Genomic DNA, 16,108 nt, shown 5'->3' on the forward strand with positions numbered 1-16,108 from the left:
TTTGATGCCCGTGAGCCCGCGCCGGGCTGGTGCGCGGCTGCACGGGCGGCCAGTCGGACCAGACGAGCCGTCCTAGCTCGCTTCAAATAACGCCATGGCCTCGACATGTGCCGTTTGAGGAAACATATCGAGAATCCCGGCACGTTTTAACCGGTAGCCCTGCTTAATCAATTCGACCGTGTCGCGCGCCAGCGTTGCAGGGTTGCACGACACGTACACCAACCGTTTGGCGCCCAGGGATGCCAGCTTGCGCACCACCTCGAAAGCACCGTCCCGTGGTGGGTCCAAGAGTACCGCACAAAAGCCTTCGCTGGCCCATTCGGCATCGGCCAAAGGCTGGGATAAATCGGCCTGAAAAAACCTGGCGTTATGCAGATTGTTGCTAGCGGCGTTGGCAGCGGCCCGTTCGACCATCGCCTGCACGCCCTCCACCGCCACCACTTCGCGAACAGCTTTGGCCAGCGGCAGGGCAAAATTGCCCAAGCCACAGAACAGATCCAGCACGCGCTGATCAGCTTCAGGTTTCAACCAATCCAGGGCCTGGGCAACCATCGCTTCGTTGACCCCGGCGTTGACCTGGATGAAATCCCCTGGCCGATACGCCAGGTTCAAGTCCCACTGCTCCAGGCGATAACCCAGTGCCTGATCGGCTTCGACCGGTTGCGGCTCGCCGTCGCCATGCAGCCACAATTGGGCTTCATGGAACGCACAGAAATCCTTGAGGATTGTCATGTCGGCGTCGGACAACGGCGCCATGTGCCGCAGCAACACCGCCAGGGACGATCCACTGAACAACTCCACATGCCCCAGCGCCTGAGGTTTGCTCAAGCGGCGAAGCATCTCCGGCAAGCGGCTCATGATCGGTTGCAAGGGCTGTACCAGCACCGTGCACTCAGTGATCGCGACGATGTCCTGACTGCCTGCGGCGCGGAAACCGACCTCGAGTTTTTTCGCCTTCATGTCCCAACGCACCGCCACTCGGGCGCGACGCCGGTAACCGAACTCAGGACCACTTAACGGCGCGGCCCACTCTTCTGGTTCAACGCCCGCGACCTTGGACAATTGCTCGGCGAGCATGCGCTGTTTCAGGGCGAGCTGTTCGTTGTGGGGCAGATGCTGCACGCTGCAACCGCCACAGCGACCGGCGTGCGGGCACGGTGCCGGGCGCCGCAATTCGCTGGCCTGGAATACCCGCTCGGTGCGCGCCTCGACCACTTTGCCGTGGGCACCCAACACCCGCGCCTCGACGTCTTCACCGGCCAATGCGCCGATGACGAACCAGGTTCGACCTTCAAAAAACGCGATACCGCGACCGTCATTCGCCAGGCGCTCGATGCTCAAGCGCTGCTTCTTGCCGGTCGGAATTTGCGGGGCCTTGCTGCCGCCCGTGGGCTGGAAGCGCAGGCCTCTCTCTTGCTTGGCCATCAGTTGGGCGCGTCGAAAATGCCGGTCGACAAGTAACGGTCGCCACGGTCGCAGATGATCGCGACGATCACCGCGTTTTCAACTTCCTGGGACAGGCGCAGCATCGCTGCCACCGCACCGCCCGAGGACACGCCACAAAAAATGCCTTCTTCGCGGGCCAGACGACGGGTCACGTCTTCGGCTTCGCTTTGCGCCATGTCGACAATGCGGTCGACACGATCGGCTTGATAAATCTTCGGCAGGTATTCCTGCGGCCAGCGACGAATACCCGGAATCGCCGAGCCTTCCATCGGTTGCAGGCCGACGATCTGCACGTTGTCGTTCTGCTCTTTCAAGTAGCGCGACACGCCCATGATGGTGCCGGTGGTGCCCATCGAACTGACGAAATGGGTGATAGTGCCCTCGGTCTGGCGCCAGATTTCCGGGCCGGTGGTGGTGTAGTGCGCTTCAGGGTTGTCCCCGTTGGCAAACTGGTCCAGCACCTTGCCACGGCCTTCGGCTTCCATCCGCTGGGCGAGGTCGCGCGCGCCTTCCATGCCTTCTTCCTGGGTGACCAGAATCAGCTCGGCGCCATAGGCCGTCATCGCGGCTTTACGTTCGGCGCTGGAGTTGTCCGGCATGATCAGGATCATCTTGTAACCCTTGATGGCGGCGGCCATGGCCAGCGCAATCCCGGTGTTACCGGACGTCGCTTCGATCAGCGTGTCGCCGACATGGATCTGCCCGCGCAACTCGGCGCGAGTGATCATCGACAGCGCCGGCCGGTCCTTGACCGAACCCGCCGGGTTGTTCCCTTCGAGCTTGAGCAAAAGGGTGTTGCTGGTGGCGCCAGGCAGGCGCTGCAAACGAACCAGCGGAGTGTTGCCGACGCAATCGGCGATGGTTGGGTACTGCAAGGTCATGGCGTATTCGCAATCCAGACTGCGGGGGCGCCTATCATACCGGCAAACCTTCGCAGGCCATATCACGCAAAGTGCGATGCTTATGGCTTATGGGAATAAGCGTCTGAATCAGGCTTCTTCCTCCTGCGCGATGTTGAGCGCGTAGAACTCATGCAGCTTGGCCTGCAACAGCTGTTTGTCCGGAAGTTGGACCTGATATTCAGCGATCAATGCGGGCGACAGGCTACGGTTTAGGGCGTACTCGACCACTTCGTCCTTCTTGCTGGCACAAAGCAGCACACCAATGGCTGGGTTTTCGTGGGGCTTACGTACATTGCGATCCAGTGCTTCCAGATAGAAGTCCAGCTTGCCCAAATACTCCGGCTCAAAACGACCGACCTTGAGTTCAATGGCCACCAGACAATTGAGCCCACGGTGGAAGAACAACAGGTCCAGAGCGAAATCCCGCCCGCCGACTTGCAGTGGATATTGCGAGCCGACAAAGCAGAAATCGCGGCCCAACTCGATCAGGAATTCTTTGAGGCGGGCCAGCAATCCTTTATGCAGATCGGTTTCGGCATGACGACCGGGCAAGCCGAGAAACTCGACCATGTACGCGTCTCGGAATATCTCCATTGCCGCAGGGTGGGTTTGTCGCAGCGCTGTTGAGACTTTTGCCGGTTGGGTCACACTGCGCTCGAACAAAGCGGCTTTGAACTGACGCTCCAGCTCGCGCTTCGACCACTTCTCCTGGACGGCCATGCGAAGGTAAAACTCCCGCTCTTCCGGGGTTTTGCCCTGACTGAAAATAACCAGATTATGGGTCCAGGATAATTGTCTCACCAGTGGTGAGACTTTCTCGTCGCCCCGGTAAGTCTCGTAGAACTGACGCATGCGGAACAGATTGGGCCGGGCGAAACCACGCAACCCTGGTTGAGTCTGAGCCAGATGCTCAGCCAGTTGACTGACCACCGAATCGCCCCATTCGGCTTTTTCCAGCTTGCGACTGATGTAGCCACCGACCTGCCAATACAGCTCGATCAGTTGGGTGTTCACCGTTTGAATGGCCTGCTGCCTGGCACCGTGAATCAGCGCCAGCACTTCATTAAAACGGTCTTCGGTTGTGTTGCCGGGAACGCTGGGTGCACTCATGCCCAACTCCTTGAGGACGGGAAAAGCGAGAGCTTAAACCTTCAAGGAAGCGTTAAAACGCCGTCTAAACCCTTTAGGAAATGTCGTACAACAACTCCCGAACGGTCGGGCAAGATCTGTGAATGGGAGGGCCTCTTCGCGAGCAAGCCCGCTCCCACAAGGGATTACACTATTTGTGGGCGACAGAGACCTATTGTGGGAGCGGGCTTGCTCGCGAAGGCGTCATCACTCTCGCCATCAATATCCGCCACCAACCGCATATTCAGCCGCAGCCCGGCCCCAGTGTTCTCAGCCCAAAGCACCCCGCCCTGGCGCTGCACCGCGTTTCTGGCAATGCTCAATCCCAACCCGAAGCCACCATTGCCCGGCCGCGAGCCATCCAGTCGAATGAACGGCGAGAAGATCCGTTCCAGATCCGCCTCAGCCACCCCGCCGCCCTGATCGTCCAGCCACAAATGCCAGAACTCGCCCTCACGCCGGCCACCAAGGCTGACAACGCCGCCGCCGGGAGAATGACGAATCGCATTGCGCAGAATATTTTCCAGCGCCTGGGCCAGGGTGTTCAGATGACCGCGCACCCAGCACGACGAATCCACCGCACAGTGCAATTGACTCGCCGGCCAGCCACTTTCATAGCAGGCGTTTTCCGTGAGCATGTCCCACAGCGCCTGGACCTGGATCGATTCGTCGGGCAGCCGCGTGCGCTCGGTGTCGAGCCAGGCCAGCTGCAGGGTGTCTTCCACCAGCCGCTGCATGCCATCGACCTCGCGACCAATGCGCTCACGCAAGTGCACCAGCCCCTGCTCGCTTTCGCTGGCCACCCGCAGGCGACTGAGCGGTGTGCGCAATTCGTGGGACAGGTCGCGTAGCAGTTGTTGTTGCAGGGCCACAGTGCTTTGCAGGCGCTCGGCCATGTGGTCGAAGGCCCGGCCCAGTTCGCCCAGTTCATCCGTGCGGTTGGTGGTGTGACTCGACAGACGCACGCCCAACTGATCGGCGCGCCAGGCGTTGGCTTGTTCGCGCAACTGGTTCAACGGCACCACCAGCAAACGGTACAAACCGACGCACAACAGCAAGGTGAACAGCCCGGGAATCACGCCGTTGGTGATCACCCGCCAGAACACCCGGTACTGCCCGGGCATGAAACGTTTCGGCAGTTCGATCACCAGGCTGCCGGCGGCCGAATCATTGGGAAACGGTACTCGCAGCCACGGCAAACCCTGGGTATGGCGACTGGTCGGCCAATCGAGGCCACGCAGGAAGGTCAGGCGCTGGACTTCCTTTTCCACCAGCGGATAGCTGCTCAAAGACTGCAAATCGCGGCCAATCACACCGATCCAGGTCCGCTCATGCTGGCCAACACTGTGCAACCAGGCATCGACGCCTTCATTCTTGCCCTCATTCCAGGCCTGTTCCGCCTCGGCGGCATAACGCGTGAGGGTGCCCCGGGCCTCGTCGGACAGGAACAGGTTTTTCTGCTCCATGTAACGGCCCCAAGACCAGCTCAGCCAGATCATCAGCAAACAGAACGCCACCAACAGGCACGCCAGTTTCCAGAACAGCGAGTGCCGCCCAGGCAGGTCAGACCATTTCATCAGCGACACTCAACACATAACCCTTGCCCCAGACTGTACGCACTTCGCGCTCGGTGTAGCCGATAGCCTTGAGCTTGCGGCGGATCTGGCTGATGTGCATGTCGAGGCTGCGGTCATGCGCCGCGTAGCCCCGCTGCAATACCTGCTGGTAAAGGAAGGCCTTGCTCAGCACTTCGTCGTTGTTGCGGTTGAGGGTTTCCAGCAGGCGGAACTCGCTGCGGGTCAGGCCGGCGGCTTGCTCGCGGTAGAAGACTTCGCACTGGTCATCGTCGAACAACAGGCTGTGGATTTGAGCAACGATCGGTGCCGACACGGGCCGGCGATCGAACGCTACCCGGCGCAGGATCGCTTCGATGCGCACCCGCAACTCGGCCATGCTGAAGGGTTTGGGCAGGTAATCGTCGGCGCCCAGGCGAAAACCGCTGATGCGATCGGCCTCGGCGCCCAGGGCCGACATCAGCACCACCGGGGTGGCGTGGCTCTGGCGTAATTGGGTCAACACGTTCAGCCCGTCCAGCCCCGGCAGCAGAATGTCCATCAGCACCAGGTCGAACGGTTGCCCCCGGGCGATGGCCAGGCCTTCCTGGCCGTTCTGGCACCAGGTCACCTGAAAACCGCAACGGCCCAGGTGCTCGTGAACATACGCACCGAGCACGAGGTCGTCTTCTATAGACAGGATACGAGGAGTGCCAGCAGTGTTGGGAGTCATGACTATCTGCAAATAATTCTCAGTTGGCGATTATTCAAGATTGCCTCCTCAGGGGCAACCCAAGGTTTGCCCGGCAGGCAAAACCGGCGATCCAGCCGACGAATGACGACATCAATTTTACGAACAATGCCCGCAAGCAAATCGCTACACTGCGCAAGTGGTGCGTGCCGGATGCACGCGCGGGTCTATAAATAGCGGGATGCAGGAGAAATGCGTGCTCAAGAAACTGGGAATTAAAGGCCGCGTGCTGTTGCTGACCTTGTTGCCCACCAGCCTGATGGCGTTGGTGCTCGGCGGCTATTTCACCTGGATGCAGCAATCGGACCTGCAAGCCCAGCTCATGCAGCGCGGCGAGATGATCGCCGAGCAACTGGCGCCTTTGGTGGCCCCGGCCATGGGCCACAAAGACACCGAGCTGCTGGAGCGCATCGCCACCCAGTCGCTGGAACAGACCGACGTGCGCGCCGTGACTTTCCTCGCCCCCGACCGCACTCCCCTGGCCCACGCCGGCCCGACCATGCTCAATGCCGCACCGATCGGCAACAGCTCGCAGATGCTGCGGCGCAGCGGCAACGACGCGACCCGCTACTTGCTGCCAGTATTCGGCAAGCATCGCAACCTGGCCGGCGACGTGATTCCCGACGAAGCCGACCGCCTGCTCGGCTGGGTCGAACTCGAACTGTCCCACAACGGCATGCTGCTGCGCGGTTACCGCAGCCTGTTTGCCAGCCTGCTGCTGATCGGCGCCGGTCTGGCCGGCGCGGCATTGCTGGCCTTGCGCATGGGCCGCACCATCAACCGGCCGATCAGCCAGATCAAACTGGCGGTGGCACAACTCAAGGACGGTCACCTGGAAACCCGCCTGCCGCCCCTCGGCAGCCAGGAGCTGGATGAGCTGGCGTCGGGCATCAACCGCATGGCCGGCACCCTGCAAAACGCCCAGGAAGAATTGCAACACAGCGTCGATCAAGCCACCGAAGACGTGCGCCAGAACCTCGAAACCATCGAGATCCAGAACATCGAGCTGGACCTGGCGCGCAAGGAAGCCCTGGAGGCGAGCCGGATCAAATCCGAGTTCCTGGCCAACATGAGCCACGAAATCCGCACGCCGCTCAACGGCATTCTCGGCTTCACCCACCTGCTGCAAAAAAGCGAGTTGACCCCGCGCCAGCTCGACTACCTCGGCACCATCGAGAAATCCGCCGACAGCCTGCTGGGGATCATCAACGAGATTCTCGACTTCTCGAAAATCGAGGCCGGCAAACTGGTGCTCGACAACATTCCCTTCAACCTGCGCGACTTGCTGCAAGACACCCTGACCATCCTCGCCCCCGCCGCCCACGCCAAACAATTGGAACTGGTGAGCCTGGTCTATCGCGACACGCCGCTGTCGCTGGTGGGTGATCCGCTGCGGCTCAAGCAGATCCTGACCAACCTGGTCAGCAATGCGATCAAGTTCACCCGCGAAGGCACCATCGTCGCCCGGGCCATGCTTGAAGAAGAACACGAAGACAGCGTGCAACTGCGCATCAGCATCCAGGACACCGGCATCGGCCTGTCGAACCAGGACGTGCGCGCCTTGTTCCAGGCGTTCAGCCAAGCGGATAACTCGCTGTCGCGCCAACCCGGCGGCACCGGTCTGGGGCTGGTGATTTCCAAGCGCCTGATCGAACAGATGGGCGGCGAGATTGGCGTGGACAGCACGCCGGGCGAAGGTTCGGAATTCTGGATCAGCCTGAGCCTGCCGAAAACCCGCGACGACGCCGAAGACCTGCCCGGCCCGCCGTTGCTCGGGCGCCGTGTCGCAGTGCTGGAAAACCACGAACTGGCCCGTCAGGCGTTGCAACATCAACTGGAAGACTGCGGCCTGGAAGTCACGCCGTTCAATACCCTGGAAAGCCTGACCAATGGCGTGACCGGCGCCCACCAGACCGAGCAGGCCATCGATCTGGCGGTGCTTGGCATCACCAGCAACGACATGCCGCCGGAACGCCTCAACCAGCACATCTGGGACCTCGAACACCTGGGCTGCAAAGTCCTGGTGCTGTGCCCGACCACCGAGCAGACGCTGTTCCACCTCTCGGTGCCCAACCCCCACAGTCAGCTCCAGTCCAAACCGGCCTGCACCCGCAAGCTGCGCCGGGCCTTGTCCGATCTGGTCAACCCGCGCCCACAGCGCAGCGAACCCGGCGAACCGGTGTCCAGCCGCGCGCCGAAGGTGCTTTGCGTCGACGACAATCCGGCCAACCTGCTGCTGGTACAGACACTGCTTGAAGACATGGGCGCCAAGGTCCTCGCCGTGGAAAGCGGTTACGCGGCGGTCAAAGCGGTGCAGAACGAAACCTTCGATTTGGTGCTCATGGACGTGCAGATGCCCGGCATGGACGGACGCCAGAGCACCGAAGCGATTCGTCAGTGGGAAAGCGAACGGCATTGCACACCGCTGCCGATCGTCGCCCTCACCGCCCACGCCATGGCCAACGAAAAACGCGCACTGCTGCAAAGCGGCATGGACGATTACCTGACCAAACCCATCAGCGAACGGCAACTGGCTCAGGTAGTGCTGAAGTGGACCGGCCTGGCCCTGCGTAATCACGGCCCGGAACGTTCCAGCGACAGCCATGGCGCCAGCGATTTGCTGGTGCTCGACCACGAAGAAGGCTTGCGCCTGGCCGCCGGCAAAGCCGATCTGGCCGCCGACATGCTGGCGATGCTGCTCGCGTCGCTGGAAGCCGATCGCGAGGCGATTCGCGTTGCCCGGGAAGCCAACGACCAGAATGCCCTGATCGAACGGGTCCATCGCCTGCACGGCGCCACGCGTTACTGCGGCGTCCCGCAATTGCGCGCCGCTTGCCAGCGCAGTGAGACGCTGCTCAAGCAGCAGGACCCGAAAGCCGTGGCGGCACTCGAAGAACTGGAACGCTCGATCAATCGCCTGGCGATGCAGGCACGAATCAGCGCCTGACCCAGGGCAATAACGTCCGGTGCCGTCAGGGTTAAGGTGGTGCAGGAACATTTCCAGGAGGACACGATGCGCACGATTCTGTTCAGCAGCCAGACCTACGACCGTGAGAGTTTTCTCGCGGCGGACTTGCCCGCCGGCATCGAGTTGCAGTTTCAAGCGGCGCGCCTGAGCCTCGACACCGTGGCGCTGGCCGAGCATCACGAAGTGGTTTGCGCCTTCATCAACGACGACCTCAGTGCTCCGGTGCTGGAACAGTTGGCCGCCGGTGGCACACGGCTGATTGCCTTGCGTTCCGCCGGTTACAACCATGTCGACTTGCCGGCGGCGAAACGCCTGGACCTGGCCATCGTGCGGGTGCCGGCCTACTCGCCCCATGCGGTGGCCGAACACGCCGTCGCCTTGATCCTGGCGCTCAACCGCCATTTGCACCGCGCCTACAACCGCACCCGCGAAGGGGATTTCAGCCTCCACGGGTTGACCGGTTTCGACCTGGTGGGCAAGACGGTTGGCGTGGTCGGCACCGGGCAGATCGGCGCGACCTTCGCGAAAATCATGAACGGTTTCGGCTGCACGTTACTCGCCTACGACCCGTACCCGAATCCACAGGTCGAAGCCCTCGGCGCGCGTTACCTGAGTTTGCCGCAGTTGCTGGCCGAATCGCAGATCATCAGCCTGCACTGCCCGCTCAATGAGCAGACCCAATACCTGATCAACCGCGAATCATTGGCCCACATGCAACCGGGGGCGATGTTGATCAACACCGGGCGCGGCGGGCTGGTGGACACCCCGGCGCTGATCGATGCCTTGAAGGACGGGCAACTGGGCTATCTGGGGCTGGATGTCTATGAAGAAGAGGCGCAGCTGTTTTTCGAAGATCGCTCGGACCTGCCGCTGCAAGACGATGTGCTGGCGCGCCTGCTGACCTTCCCGAACGTGATCATCACCGCGCACCAGGCCTTCCTGACCCGCGAAGCCCTGGGCGCGATTGCCGCGACCACGTTGCACAATATCGCCGAATGGGCGGCCAGCACGCCGCAGAATCAGGTCGAAGGCTGATCCGGTCAGGGCTAGAGCTTTGACAGAAGGATCATCAGCCCCAGCCAGCCGAACCCGATCAAGCGCTGCGTCAGCGAGTGCCCGCGACGCAGCAGGAACCAGACAAATACCATCGGCAATAAAAACACCATGATCTTCAGCCAGACTTCCACCGGACGTGGCCAGACATCGGCGGCCGGCGGATTTTGCGGCGCGCTGCGGCGTCGGTGGGCGGCCGGGGATATCTCGGTGTTTGGCTCGACCTTCGCGGCCGGCTCGGGTACCCGTTCATCCCTGGGCAGGTGCCCGAAGGAGATCGTTGAGGTCTGGCCCGTCGAGGTGACCGGCTGCCCCTGTACCATTGGCGCGCCGCAATGAATGCAGGCAGGCGCCGCCGAGCTGATGCTCTTTTTGCATTCAACACATTCGGTCAGGGCCATTTCCAATCCTCAGAGCTGCAAAAGCGGCAGTGTGCCATGAGTGAACCGTTGATTTGAACCTGATCGAAGGTCACATGCCCGCGCCATGCTGCGTTGATGCCCGTGCTAGCATACCGCGCATATTTGGAGGACCCATGGTCGAACACGATTTCCGCTATACCCTGATGAACCCGCAGCACACCCTGACCGAATGCCGCGCCCTCGTGCCGGGGCGTTATCAAGTCACCGGCAATGGCGGCTCGATTCGCAACAATGACGTGCTGGTGGTCACCCTCAAAGGTGCCAAGGACTTGTCCATGCGCCTGACCGTCGAAACCGTTCGCCACCTGATCAACCCGCCCGGCCAATGGGTCGCGGTGGCCAGTGGCCCGGTATTCGGTGAGCTGGCGATCCACACCTGGAAGGTCAACTGCGACAGCTGCGCCAAAGAACTGAGCTTCGAGTTCGCGGTCGACGCCAAGCTCGGCAACAAGGCTGAAAAGCCTGCCGCCACGGCGCGCATTGCCGAACTGGGCTGGACCACCGTTGGCGAGAAACACCTGTGCCCGAAATGCCAGGAGCCTGCGTGATGAAACGCCTTGCCCTGGCCGCGCTGGTGGGCGCCAGCCTGATGGGCTGCGCTGCCGAACCGGTTCAACTGCAACAGAACCGCAGCTACATTCTGGAATGGATTGGCGAACGTCCATTGATGGACTACAGCCACTTGACCATCACCTTGGGTGACGACGGTCGCGCCTACGGCAACGGCGGCTGCAACCATTGGTTCGCGCCGTACACCCTGGAAGGCGACAAACTGAGCTTCGGCAAAGTCGGCAGCACCCGCAAACTCTGTGCCCCGGCGTTGATGGAGCAGGAAAAGCGTTTCCTGCAGGCCCTGGAAAACGTGCAGCGCTGGGACATCTCGCCGATCGACCAGATGCGCTTCTGGCCAGCCGAAGGCAAGCCGCTGCGTTGGTGGCTTGAAGAGGGTTGATCCCCTCTCGCAGATCGCTCCCACGCGGAGCGTGGAACGATCAACATCAAAAGATCGCAGCCTGCGGCAGCTCCTACGTGGGAATGCATTTGCTCTGTAGGAGCTGCCGCAGGCTGCGATCTTTTCTCTCAACAGCGACTCAATTCTGCGCCTTCAACTCTTCCAGCTTCGCCATCACTCCCGCCGCTGTCTGCTCGCCCATCAACTGTTCCCGCACCTTGCCCTTGTTATCGATGATGTACGTCACCGGCAACGCTTCACTGCGCGGCAGATCAAACAGCTCCGCCGGGTCCTGGGCCAGCACGGTGAACTTGATGCCCAGTTTCTCGCTGGCACCTTTGAGCTCTTCACCCTGCACGTTATCGAAGTTGACCCCGAACACGCCGATCTTCTTGGCCTTGAGCGCTTCGGCCAAGGCATTCAGCTGCGGAATCTCGGTCCGGCACGGCCCGCACCATTCGGCCCAGTAATTGAGCACGAACCATTGTTTATCCAGACGCACGGCCGAGACTTTGTGGCCATCCTGGTCGATGCCGTAGTCGTTGCCGCAGCCCCCCAGCATCAGCGCCCCAATGATCGCCAATGCCGCTGCCAATCGCCTTGTCATGTTGTGATCCTTGTTCAAAATTGAATGCGCCTGCGACCCATCGCCTCCCAAGGTTCTGGATTACGCGCTGCACAGTTAGAATAGCCGCCACCTTACGCAAGATGCGACCCGCACATGACCGATCTGACGCTTTATCACAACCCGCGCTGCTCGAAATCCCGCGGTGCGCTCGAACTGCTCGAAGCCCGTGGCCTGACCCCGACCGTGGTCCGCTACCTCGAAACCCCGCTGGACGCCGCGCAAATCCAGAGCCTGCTCGGCAAACTCGGCCTCAGCGCCCGGCAATTACTGCGCACCGGCGAGGACGAATACAAAACCCTCAACCTGGCTGACACCACGCTGAGCGAAGCGCAATTGATCGAGGCCATCGCGGCACATCCGAAACTCATGGAGCGACCGATTCTCGAAGTCGGCGACAAAGCCGTCATCGGCCGTCCGCCAGAGCAGATCCTGGAGTTGTTGCCGTGAGCGCGCCGTACATTCTGGTTCTGTATTACAGCCGCAGCGGCTCGACCAATGAAATGGCCCGGCAGATTGCCCGTGGCGTCGAGCAATCGGGCATGGAAGCGCGCCTGCGCACGGTGCCGGCGATTTCCACCGAGTGCGAAGCAGTGTCGCCGGATATCCCGGACGAAGGCGCGCTCTACGCCAGCCTTGACGACCTGAAGAACTGCGCCGGCCTGGCCCTCGGCAGCCCGACGCGCTTCGGCAACATGGCGGCGCCGCTCAAGTATTTTCTCGACGGCACCAGCAACCTGTGGCTGACCGGCGCCCTCGTCGGCAAACCGGCCGGGGTGTTCACCTCCACCGCGAGCCTGCACGGCGGCCAGGAAACCACCCTGCTGTCGATGATGCTGCCATTGCTGCACCACGGCATGCTGATCACCGGTCTGCCTTACAGCGAATCAGCCTTGCTGGAAACCCGGGGCGGCGGCACGCCTTATGGCGCCAGTCATCACGCCGGGGCCGATGGCAAACTCGGTTTGAATGAGCACGAAGTCGCGCTGTGCCGGGCCCTGGGTCTGCGTCTGGCGAAAACTGCCCAGAAACTGGAGGGCTGACATGGCCAAGAAGCCAAAGATTCTGCCCTCCATCGAATGGCTCGAACCGCGAGTCAAGGCCATGCGGGCGATCAGCCTGGTGTGCTTTTTCGCGCTGGTGGGATTGCTGTGCGGCTACTACCTGCTGGTCGCTGACCTGCATGGCGCGCGGCCATGGGTGATTTTGCTGATCGAACTGGTGCCGCTGCTGTTGCTGGCGCCAGGCATGATTGTCGGCAGCCCGCGCGGGCATTCGTGGATGTGTTTTGTGGTGAACCTGTATTTCATCAAGGGCGCATTGGCGGCGTATGACCCGAACCGGCAACTGTTCGGGTTGCTGGAGATGGGCGCGAGCCTGGCGGTGTTCTGTTCGGCGCTGCTGTATGTGCGGTGGCGGTTTCAGTTGAATCGTAAGTTGGCCGGTGAAGGCGAGATCTCGGTCGCCTGAGCTGACGCCTTCGCGAGCAAGCCCGCTCCCACAGGGGGATTTGTGTCGTTCACAAATCCCCCTGTGGGAGCGGGCTTGCTCGCGAAGGGCGCGACTCGGTCTTAATGATTGACGGTGTAGGCCAGCATCATCGATATCTGGCTCATCGCCCGCCCGCCACTCTGTTCATGCCACTGATTAAACACATCCTGCACCAACGCCAGATCCCGCTGGCTGGTCGGCACCTTGTCGACGATCTTCTGCGCATTCAACCCCGCGACCACGTCGTAGCTCGGCACAAACGTGTCCTTGCCAACCATGCGCAGGAAGCGCGGCGCCGACAGCCCGCCCAATTGATGACCGTGCTTTTTCAGGTACGTCCACAAGCCGACGATATCGGTCACCGGCCACTCGGCGATCAACGCGCCGAAACTGCCCTTCTCATGGGCCACGTCCAGAATGAATTGCGCATTGCGCGGCACGCTTTTGAGCTTGCCCAAGTGGCGGATGATCCGCGCGTCCTGCATCAGGCGCTCCAGGTGTTCGGCGCTCATGAGCACGACTTTTTCCGGGTCGAAATTGAAGAACACTTCTTCGAACGCCGGCCACTTGGCGTCCACCAGGCTGTGCTTGAGCCCGGCACGAAACACCCGCAGGGCCATGGTCGAGAGGTAGCGGTCGTCGCTGATCTTGCGCAATTGCGCCGGGGTCTTGGGAACCGGCAGATGGGCTTCCAGTTCAGCCGCCGAACCGAAGCGGTTCAGACAGTACTCGTGTAGCCACTTGTAATCGCGCATGCCCTCTCCTGAGGATTGAAATATAAAACCTGTAGGAGCAAAGCTTGCTTGCGAAGGTGTTGGGTCAGTCAACACAGAGGGTGGCTGACACGACCCCATCGCGAGCAAGCTTTGCGCCTGCAACAGTTTTGTTTAGAGGTTGACCACGTTGACGAACCGCGAGGCGGCGGTTTCATCGATGCGCAGGTTACTGAAGTCGAACAGGTTGCGGTCCGCCAGTTGCGACGGCTGCACATTTTGCAGGCTGCGGAAAATACTGTCGACGCGGCCCGGGGTTTTGCGCTCCCAGTCTTGCAGCATCTCCTTGACCACCTGGCGTTGCAGGTTTTCCTGGGAGCCGCAGAGGTTGCACGGGATGATCGGGAATTGCTTGAAATCCGAGTAGGCCTGGATGTCTTTTTCGTTGCAGTAGGCCAGCGGACGGATTACCACGTTGCGGCCGTCATCAGCGCGCAGCTTCGGCGGCATGGCCTTGAGCGAACCGTTGAAGAACATGTTGAGGAAAAACGTCTCGACGATGTCGTCGCGATGGTGACCGAGGGCCATCTTCGTTGCGCCAATTTCGTCGGCGAAGGTGTACAGCGTGCCGCGACGCAAGCGCGAACACAGCGAGCAAGTCGTCTTGCCTTCAGGGACAAGCTCCTTGACCACCGAGTAAGTGTCTTTCTCGACGATGTGGTACTCGACCCCCAGTTCTTTGAGGTACGCCGGCAGCACGTGCTCGGGAAACCCGGGCTGCTTCTGGTCCATGTTCACGGCCACGATGTCGAACCTGATCGGGGCGACCTTTTGAAAGTGCATCAGCACGTCGAGCATCGTGTAACTGTCCTTGCCACCGGACAGGCAGACCATGACCTTGTCGCCGTCTTCAATCATGTTGAAATCGGCAACTGCCTCACCGGCCTGGCGGCGAAGGCGCTTTTGCAGTTTGTTCTGGTTGACCGTGAGAGTGCCCATGACGCGAGATCCGTGAGGTGTGACGAAAGGCCGGCATTTTACGCAAATCGCCGATAGATCAAAAGATCGCCCCCCCGGTAGGAGCTGCCGAAGGCTGCGATCTTTTGATCTTCAGCCATTCCAGCGTCCAAAAAAGATCAAGATCAAAAGATCGCAGCCTGCGGCAGCTCCTACAAGTCGTAACCGCGATTAGCCCTCGGGTTTACAGCGCGATTTGCTCTAACGCCCCGCAACCTGCGCTCCCAAGACCTTTCTATACTGCGACATAAGGTCGCACACATATTCAGACCTTTACTTACTCGGCCGCATTGGCCCGTAGGCGCTCCGCTGGGGGGCGATGGTAAAAACAAGAGGAGTGACTGGCATGATCCATCACGTAGTGGGGCTCTTCACCCACCCCGATCAGGAATGGAAAGAAATCCGTGGCGATCAGGAGGAAAGCATCAGCCACATGTACCTCACCCACACGCTGATTCTGGCGGCGATCCCCGCCGTGTCGGCGTTTATCGGCACCACCCAGGTCGGCTGGGTCATCGGTAGCCGCGCGCCAGTGATGCTGACGCAGGAAAGCGCGATCTGGATGACCGTCATGTCGTACCTGGCGATGCTCGGCGGTGTGGCGGTGATGGGTGCGTTCATCCACTGGATGGCCCGCACCTACGACGCCAACCCGAGCCTGGCCCGTTGCGTCGCGTTTGCCACTTACACCGCGACGCCGTTGTTCGTCGGTGGCCTGGCGGCGCTGTATCCGCACATGTGGCTGGGGATGATCGTCGGCACGGCCGCCATCTGCTACACGGTGTACCTGCTGTATGTGGGGTTGCCGACCTTCATGAACATTCCATCGGACGAGGGATTCCTGTTTTCAAGCTCGGTGCTGGCGGTCGGTCTGGTGGTGTTAGTCGCCATCATGGCGTTTACCGTTATTGTCTGGGGACTCGGCGTGGGGCCGGTCTATACGAACTAGTCTTTTCACAGAACAAGATCTGCCAATACAGGCCGCCGCAAGGCGGCCTTCTAATGTGGGGCGACGACCATTCGGCGCCTCGCCGATTCGCAAGGCACCGGGGTTGCGGCATACTCGACGCCTCTGGAGACCCATCAA

General features: G+C 61.1%; 17 protein-coding genes. 8 read left to right on the top strand and 9 right to left on the bottom strand.

Annotation, left to right across the window (positions count from 1 at the left end):
* Window positions 1–72 precede the first annotated feature (72 nt).
* The 5 genes from rlmD to V5E99_RS12580 form a co-directional block, all read right to left on the bottom strand.
* Window positions 73–1,425: a 23S rRNA (uracil(1939)-C(5))-methyltransferase RlmD gene (rlmD, locus tag V5E99_RS12560; RefSeq protein WP_499802720.1), complete on the bottom strand. Its 1,353-nt coding sequence runs from the start codon at window positions 1,423–1,425 to the stop codon at window positions 73–75.
* Entirely contained in the window at window positions 1,425–2,321 is an 897-nt protein-coding gene (gene cysM / locus V5E99_RS12565; protein WP_499802758.1) for a cysteine synthase CysM, read from the bottom strand. Before cysM ends, rlmD begins: the two co-directional genes overlap by 1 nt.
* Window positions 2,322–2,435: 114 nt before the next feature.
* Window positions 2,436–3,458 (bottom strand): PDDEXK nuclease domain-containing protein, encoded by a 1,023-nt coding sequence (locus V5E99_RS12570; RefSeq protein WP_499802721.1) that lies wholly within the window; start codon window positions 3,456–3,458, stop codon window positions 2,436–2,438.
* 164 nt (window positions 3,459–3,622) lie between these two features.
* Window positions 3,623–5,053 (bottom strand): sensor histidine kinase, encoded by a 1,431-nt coding sequence (locus V5E99_RS12575; protein WP_499802722.1) that lies wholly within the window; start codon window positions 5,051–5,053, stop codon window positions 3,623–3,625.
* Window positions 5,040–5,762: a response regulator transcription factor gene (locus tag V5E99_RS12580; RefSeq protein ID WP_499802723.1), complete on the bottom strand. Its 723-nt coding sequence runs from the start codon at window positions 5,760–5,762 to the stop codon at window positions 5,040–5,042. The genes V5E99_RS12575 and V5E99_RS12580 overlap by 14 nt, the downstream gene beginning before the upstream one ends.
* A 214-nt stretch (window positions 5,763–5,976) precedes the next feature.
* On the opposite strand from V5E99_RS12580, the gene V5E99_RS12585 reads away from it, so the two are divergent.
* Entirely contained in the window at window positions 5,977–8,727 is a 2,751-nt protein-coding gene (locus V5E99_RS12585; protein ID WP_499802724.1) for a response regulator, read from the top strand.
* Between the two features lie 66 nt (window positions 8,728–8,793).
* Complete coding sequence (locus V5E99_RS12590; RefSeq protein WP_499802725.1) at window positions 8,794–9,783, top strand: 2-hydroxyacid dehydrogenase; 990 nt, start codon at window positions 8,794–8,796, stop codon at window positions 9,781–9,783.
* An 11-nt stretch (window positions 9,784–9,794) separates the two neighbouring features.
* On the opposite strand, the gene V5E99_RS12595 is transcribed toward V5E99_RS12590, so the two are convergent.
* Window positions 9,795–10,202, bottom strand: coding sequence for a hypothetical protein (locus V5E99_RS12595; RefSeq protein ID WP_499802726.1), 408 nt, complete (start codon window positions 10,200–10,202; stop codon window positions 9,795–9,797).
* A 134-nt stretch (window positions 10,203–10,336) separates the two neighbouring features.
* Here V5E99_RS12595 and V5E99_RS12600 point away from each other — a divergent pair, with 134 nt between their 5' ends.
* Both V5E99_RS12600 and V5E99_RS12605 read left to right on the top strand, forming a co-directional pair.
* On the top strand, window positions 10,337–10,771 hold the full coding sequence (locus tag V5E99_RS12600; RefSeq protein ID WP_461975912.1) for a hypothetical protein: 435 nt from the start codon (window positions 10,337–10,339) through the stop codon (window positions 10,769–10,771).
* Window positions 10,771–11,175, top strand: a complete 405-nt coding sequence (locus V5E99_RS12605) for an META domain-containing protein (protein ID WP_499802727.1) — start codon at window positions 10,771–10,773, stop codon at window positions 11,173–11,175. Before V5E99_RS12600 ends, V5E99_RS12605 begins: the two co-directional genes overlap by 1 nt.
* Window positions 11,176–11,314: 139 nt before the next feature.
* On the opposite strand, the gene V5E99_RS12610 is transcribed toward V5E99_RS12605, so the two are convergent.
* Entirely contained in the window at window positions 11,315–11,782 is a 468-nt protein-coding gene (locus V5E99_RS12610) for a TlpA disulfide reductase family protein (protein WP_499802728.1), read from the bottom strand.
* 114 nt (window positions 11,783–11,896) lie between these two features.
* On the opposite strand from V5E99_RS12610, the gene arsC reads away from it, so the two are divergent.
* Genes arsC through V5E99_RS12625 form a run of 3 tightly spaced genes read left to right on the top strand, consistent with a single transcriptional unit; the run spans window position 11,897 to window position 13,270 of the window.
* The gene (gene arsC, locus V5E99_RS12615) at window positions 11,897–12,250 is read left to right on the top strand and encodes an arsenate reductase (glutaredoxin) (RefSeq protein WP_499802729.1); all 354 of its coding nucleotides are present in this window, start codon (window positions 11,897–11,899) and stop codon (window positions 12,248–12,250) included.
* On the top strand, window positions 12,247–12,843 hold the full coding sequence (wrbA, locus tag V5E99_RS12620) for an NAD(P)H:quinone oxidoreductase (protein WP_499802730.1): 597 nt from the start codon (window positions 12,247–12,249) through the stop codon (window positions 12,841–12,843). Before arsC ends, wrbA begins: the two co-directional genes overlap by 4 nt.
* A gap of 1 nt (window position 12,844) precedes the next feature.
* Window positions 12,845–13,270 (top strand): DUF2069 domain-containing protein, encoded by a 426-nt coding sequence (locus V5E99_RS12625; protein WP_499802731.1) that lies wholly within the window; start codon window positions 12,845–12,847, stop codon window positions 13,268–13,270.
* A 101-nt stretch (window positions 13,271–13,371) separates the two neighbouring features.
* On the opposite strand, the gene V5E99_RS12630 is transcribed toward V5E99_RS12625, so the two are convergent.
* Window positions 13,372–14,046 (bottom strand): DNA-3-methyladenine glycosylase I, encoded by a 675-nt coding sequence (locus V5E99_RS12630; RefSeq protein ID WP_499802732.1) that lies wholly within the window; start codon window positions 14,044–14,046, stop codon window positions 13,372–13,374.
* Between the two features lie 132 nt (window positions 14,047–14,178).
* Window positions 14,179–15,003 carry a tRNA 2-thiocytidine(32) synthetase TtcA gene (gene ttcA / locus V5E99_RS12635; RefSeq protein ID WP_499802733.1) on the bottom strand — a complete coding sequence of 275 codons (825 nt, stop codon included), beginning with the start codon at window positions 15,001–15,003 and terminating at the stop codon, window positions 14,179–14,181.
* Window positions 15,004–15,367: 364 nt separating this feature from the next.
* On the opposite strand from ttcA, the gene V5E99_RS12640 reads away from it, so the two are divergent.
* A complete protein-coding gene (locus tag V5E99_RS12640; RefSeq protein WP_499802734.1) occupies window positions 15,368–15,970 on the top strand; it encodes a Yip1 family protein in 603 nt (200 codons plus the stop codon).
* The last annotated feature ends 138 nt before the right edge of the window (window positions 15,971–16,108 follow it).

The sequence above is a fragment of the Janthinobacterium sp. LPB2021202312-11-4 genome (genome assembly GCF_037049705.1).
Taxonomy (GTDB): Bacteria; Pseudomonadota; Gammaproteobacteria; order Pseudomonadales; family Pseudomonadaceae; genus Aquipseudomonas.

Bases quoted from the DNA above. Each gene is read 5' to 3' on its own strand.
- rlmD (WP_499802720.1), bottom strand. From the start codon at position 1,425: ATGGCCAAGCAAGAGAGAGGCCTGCGCTTCCAGCCCACGGGCGGCAGC.
- V5E99_RS12570 (WP_499802721.1), bottom strand. From the start codon at position 3,458: ATGAGTGCACCCAGCGTTCCCGGCAACACAACCGAAGACCGTTTTAAT.
- V5E99_RS12575 (WP_499802722.1), bottom strand. From the start codon at position 5,053: ATGAAATGGTCTGACCTGCCTGGGCGGCACTCGCTGTTCTGGAAACTG.
- V5E99_RS12580 (WP_499802723.1), bottom strand. From the start codon at position 5,762: ATGACTCCCAACACTGCTGGCACTCCTCGTATCCTGTCTATAGAAGAC.
- V5E99_RS12590 (WP_499802725.1), top strand. From the start codon at position 8,794: ATGCGCACGATTCTGTTCAGCAGCCAGACCTACGACCGTGAGAGTTTT.
- V5E99_RS12595 (WP_499802726.1), bottom strand. From the start codon at position 10,202: ATGGCCCTGACCGAATGTGTTGAATGCAAAAAGAGCATCAGCTCGGCG.
- V5E99_RS12600 (WP_461975912.1), top strand. From the start codon at position 10,337: ATGGTCGAACACGATTTCCGCTATACCCTGATGAACCCGCAGCACACC.
- V5E99_RS12605 (WP_499802727.1), top strand. From the start codon at position 10,771: ATGAAACGCCTTGCCCTGGCCGCGCTGGTGGGCGCCAGCCTGATGGGC.
- V5E99_RS12610 (WP_499802728.1), bottom strand. From the start codon at position 11,782: ATGACAAGGCGATTGGCAGCGGCATTGGCGATCATTGGGGCGCTGATG.
- arsC (WP_499802729.1), top strand. From the start codon at position 11,897: ATGACCGATCTGACGCTTTATCACAACCCGCGCTGCTCGAAATCCCGC.
- V5E99_RS12625 (WP_499802731.1), top strand. From the start codon at position 12,845: ATGGCCAAGAAGCCAAAGATTCTGCCCTCCATCGAATGGCTCGAACCG.
- V5E99_RS12630 (WP_499802732.1), bottom strand. From the start codon at position 14,046: ATGCGCGATTACAAGTGGCTACACGAGTACTGTCTGAACCGCTTCGGT.
- ttcA (WP_499802733.1), bottom strand. From the start codon at position 15,003: ATGGGCACTCTCACGGTCAACCAGAACAAACTGCAAAAGCGCCTTCGC.
- V5E99_RS12640 (WP_499802734.1), top strand. From the start codon at position 15,368: ATGATCCATCACGTAGTGGGGCTCTTCACCCACCCCGATCAGGAATGG.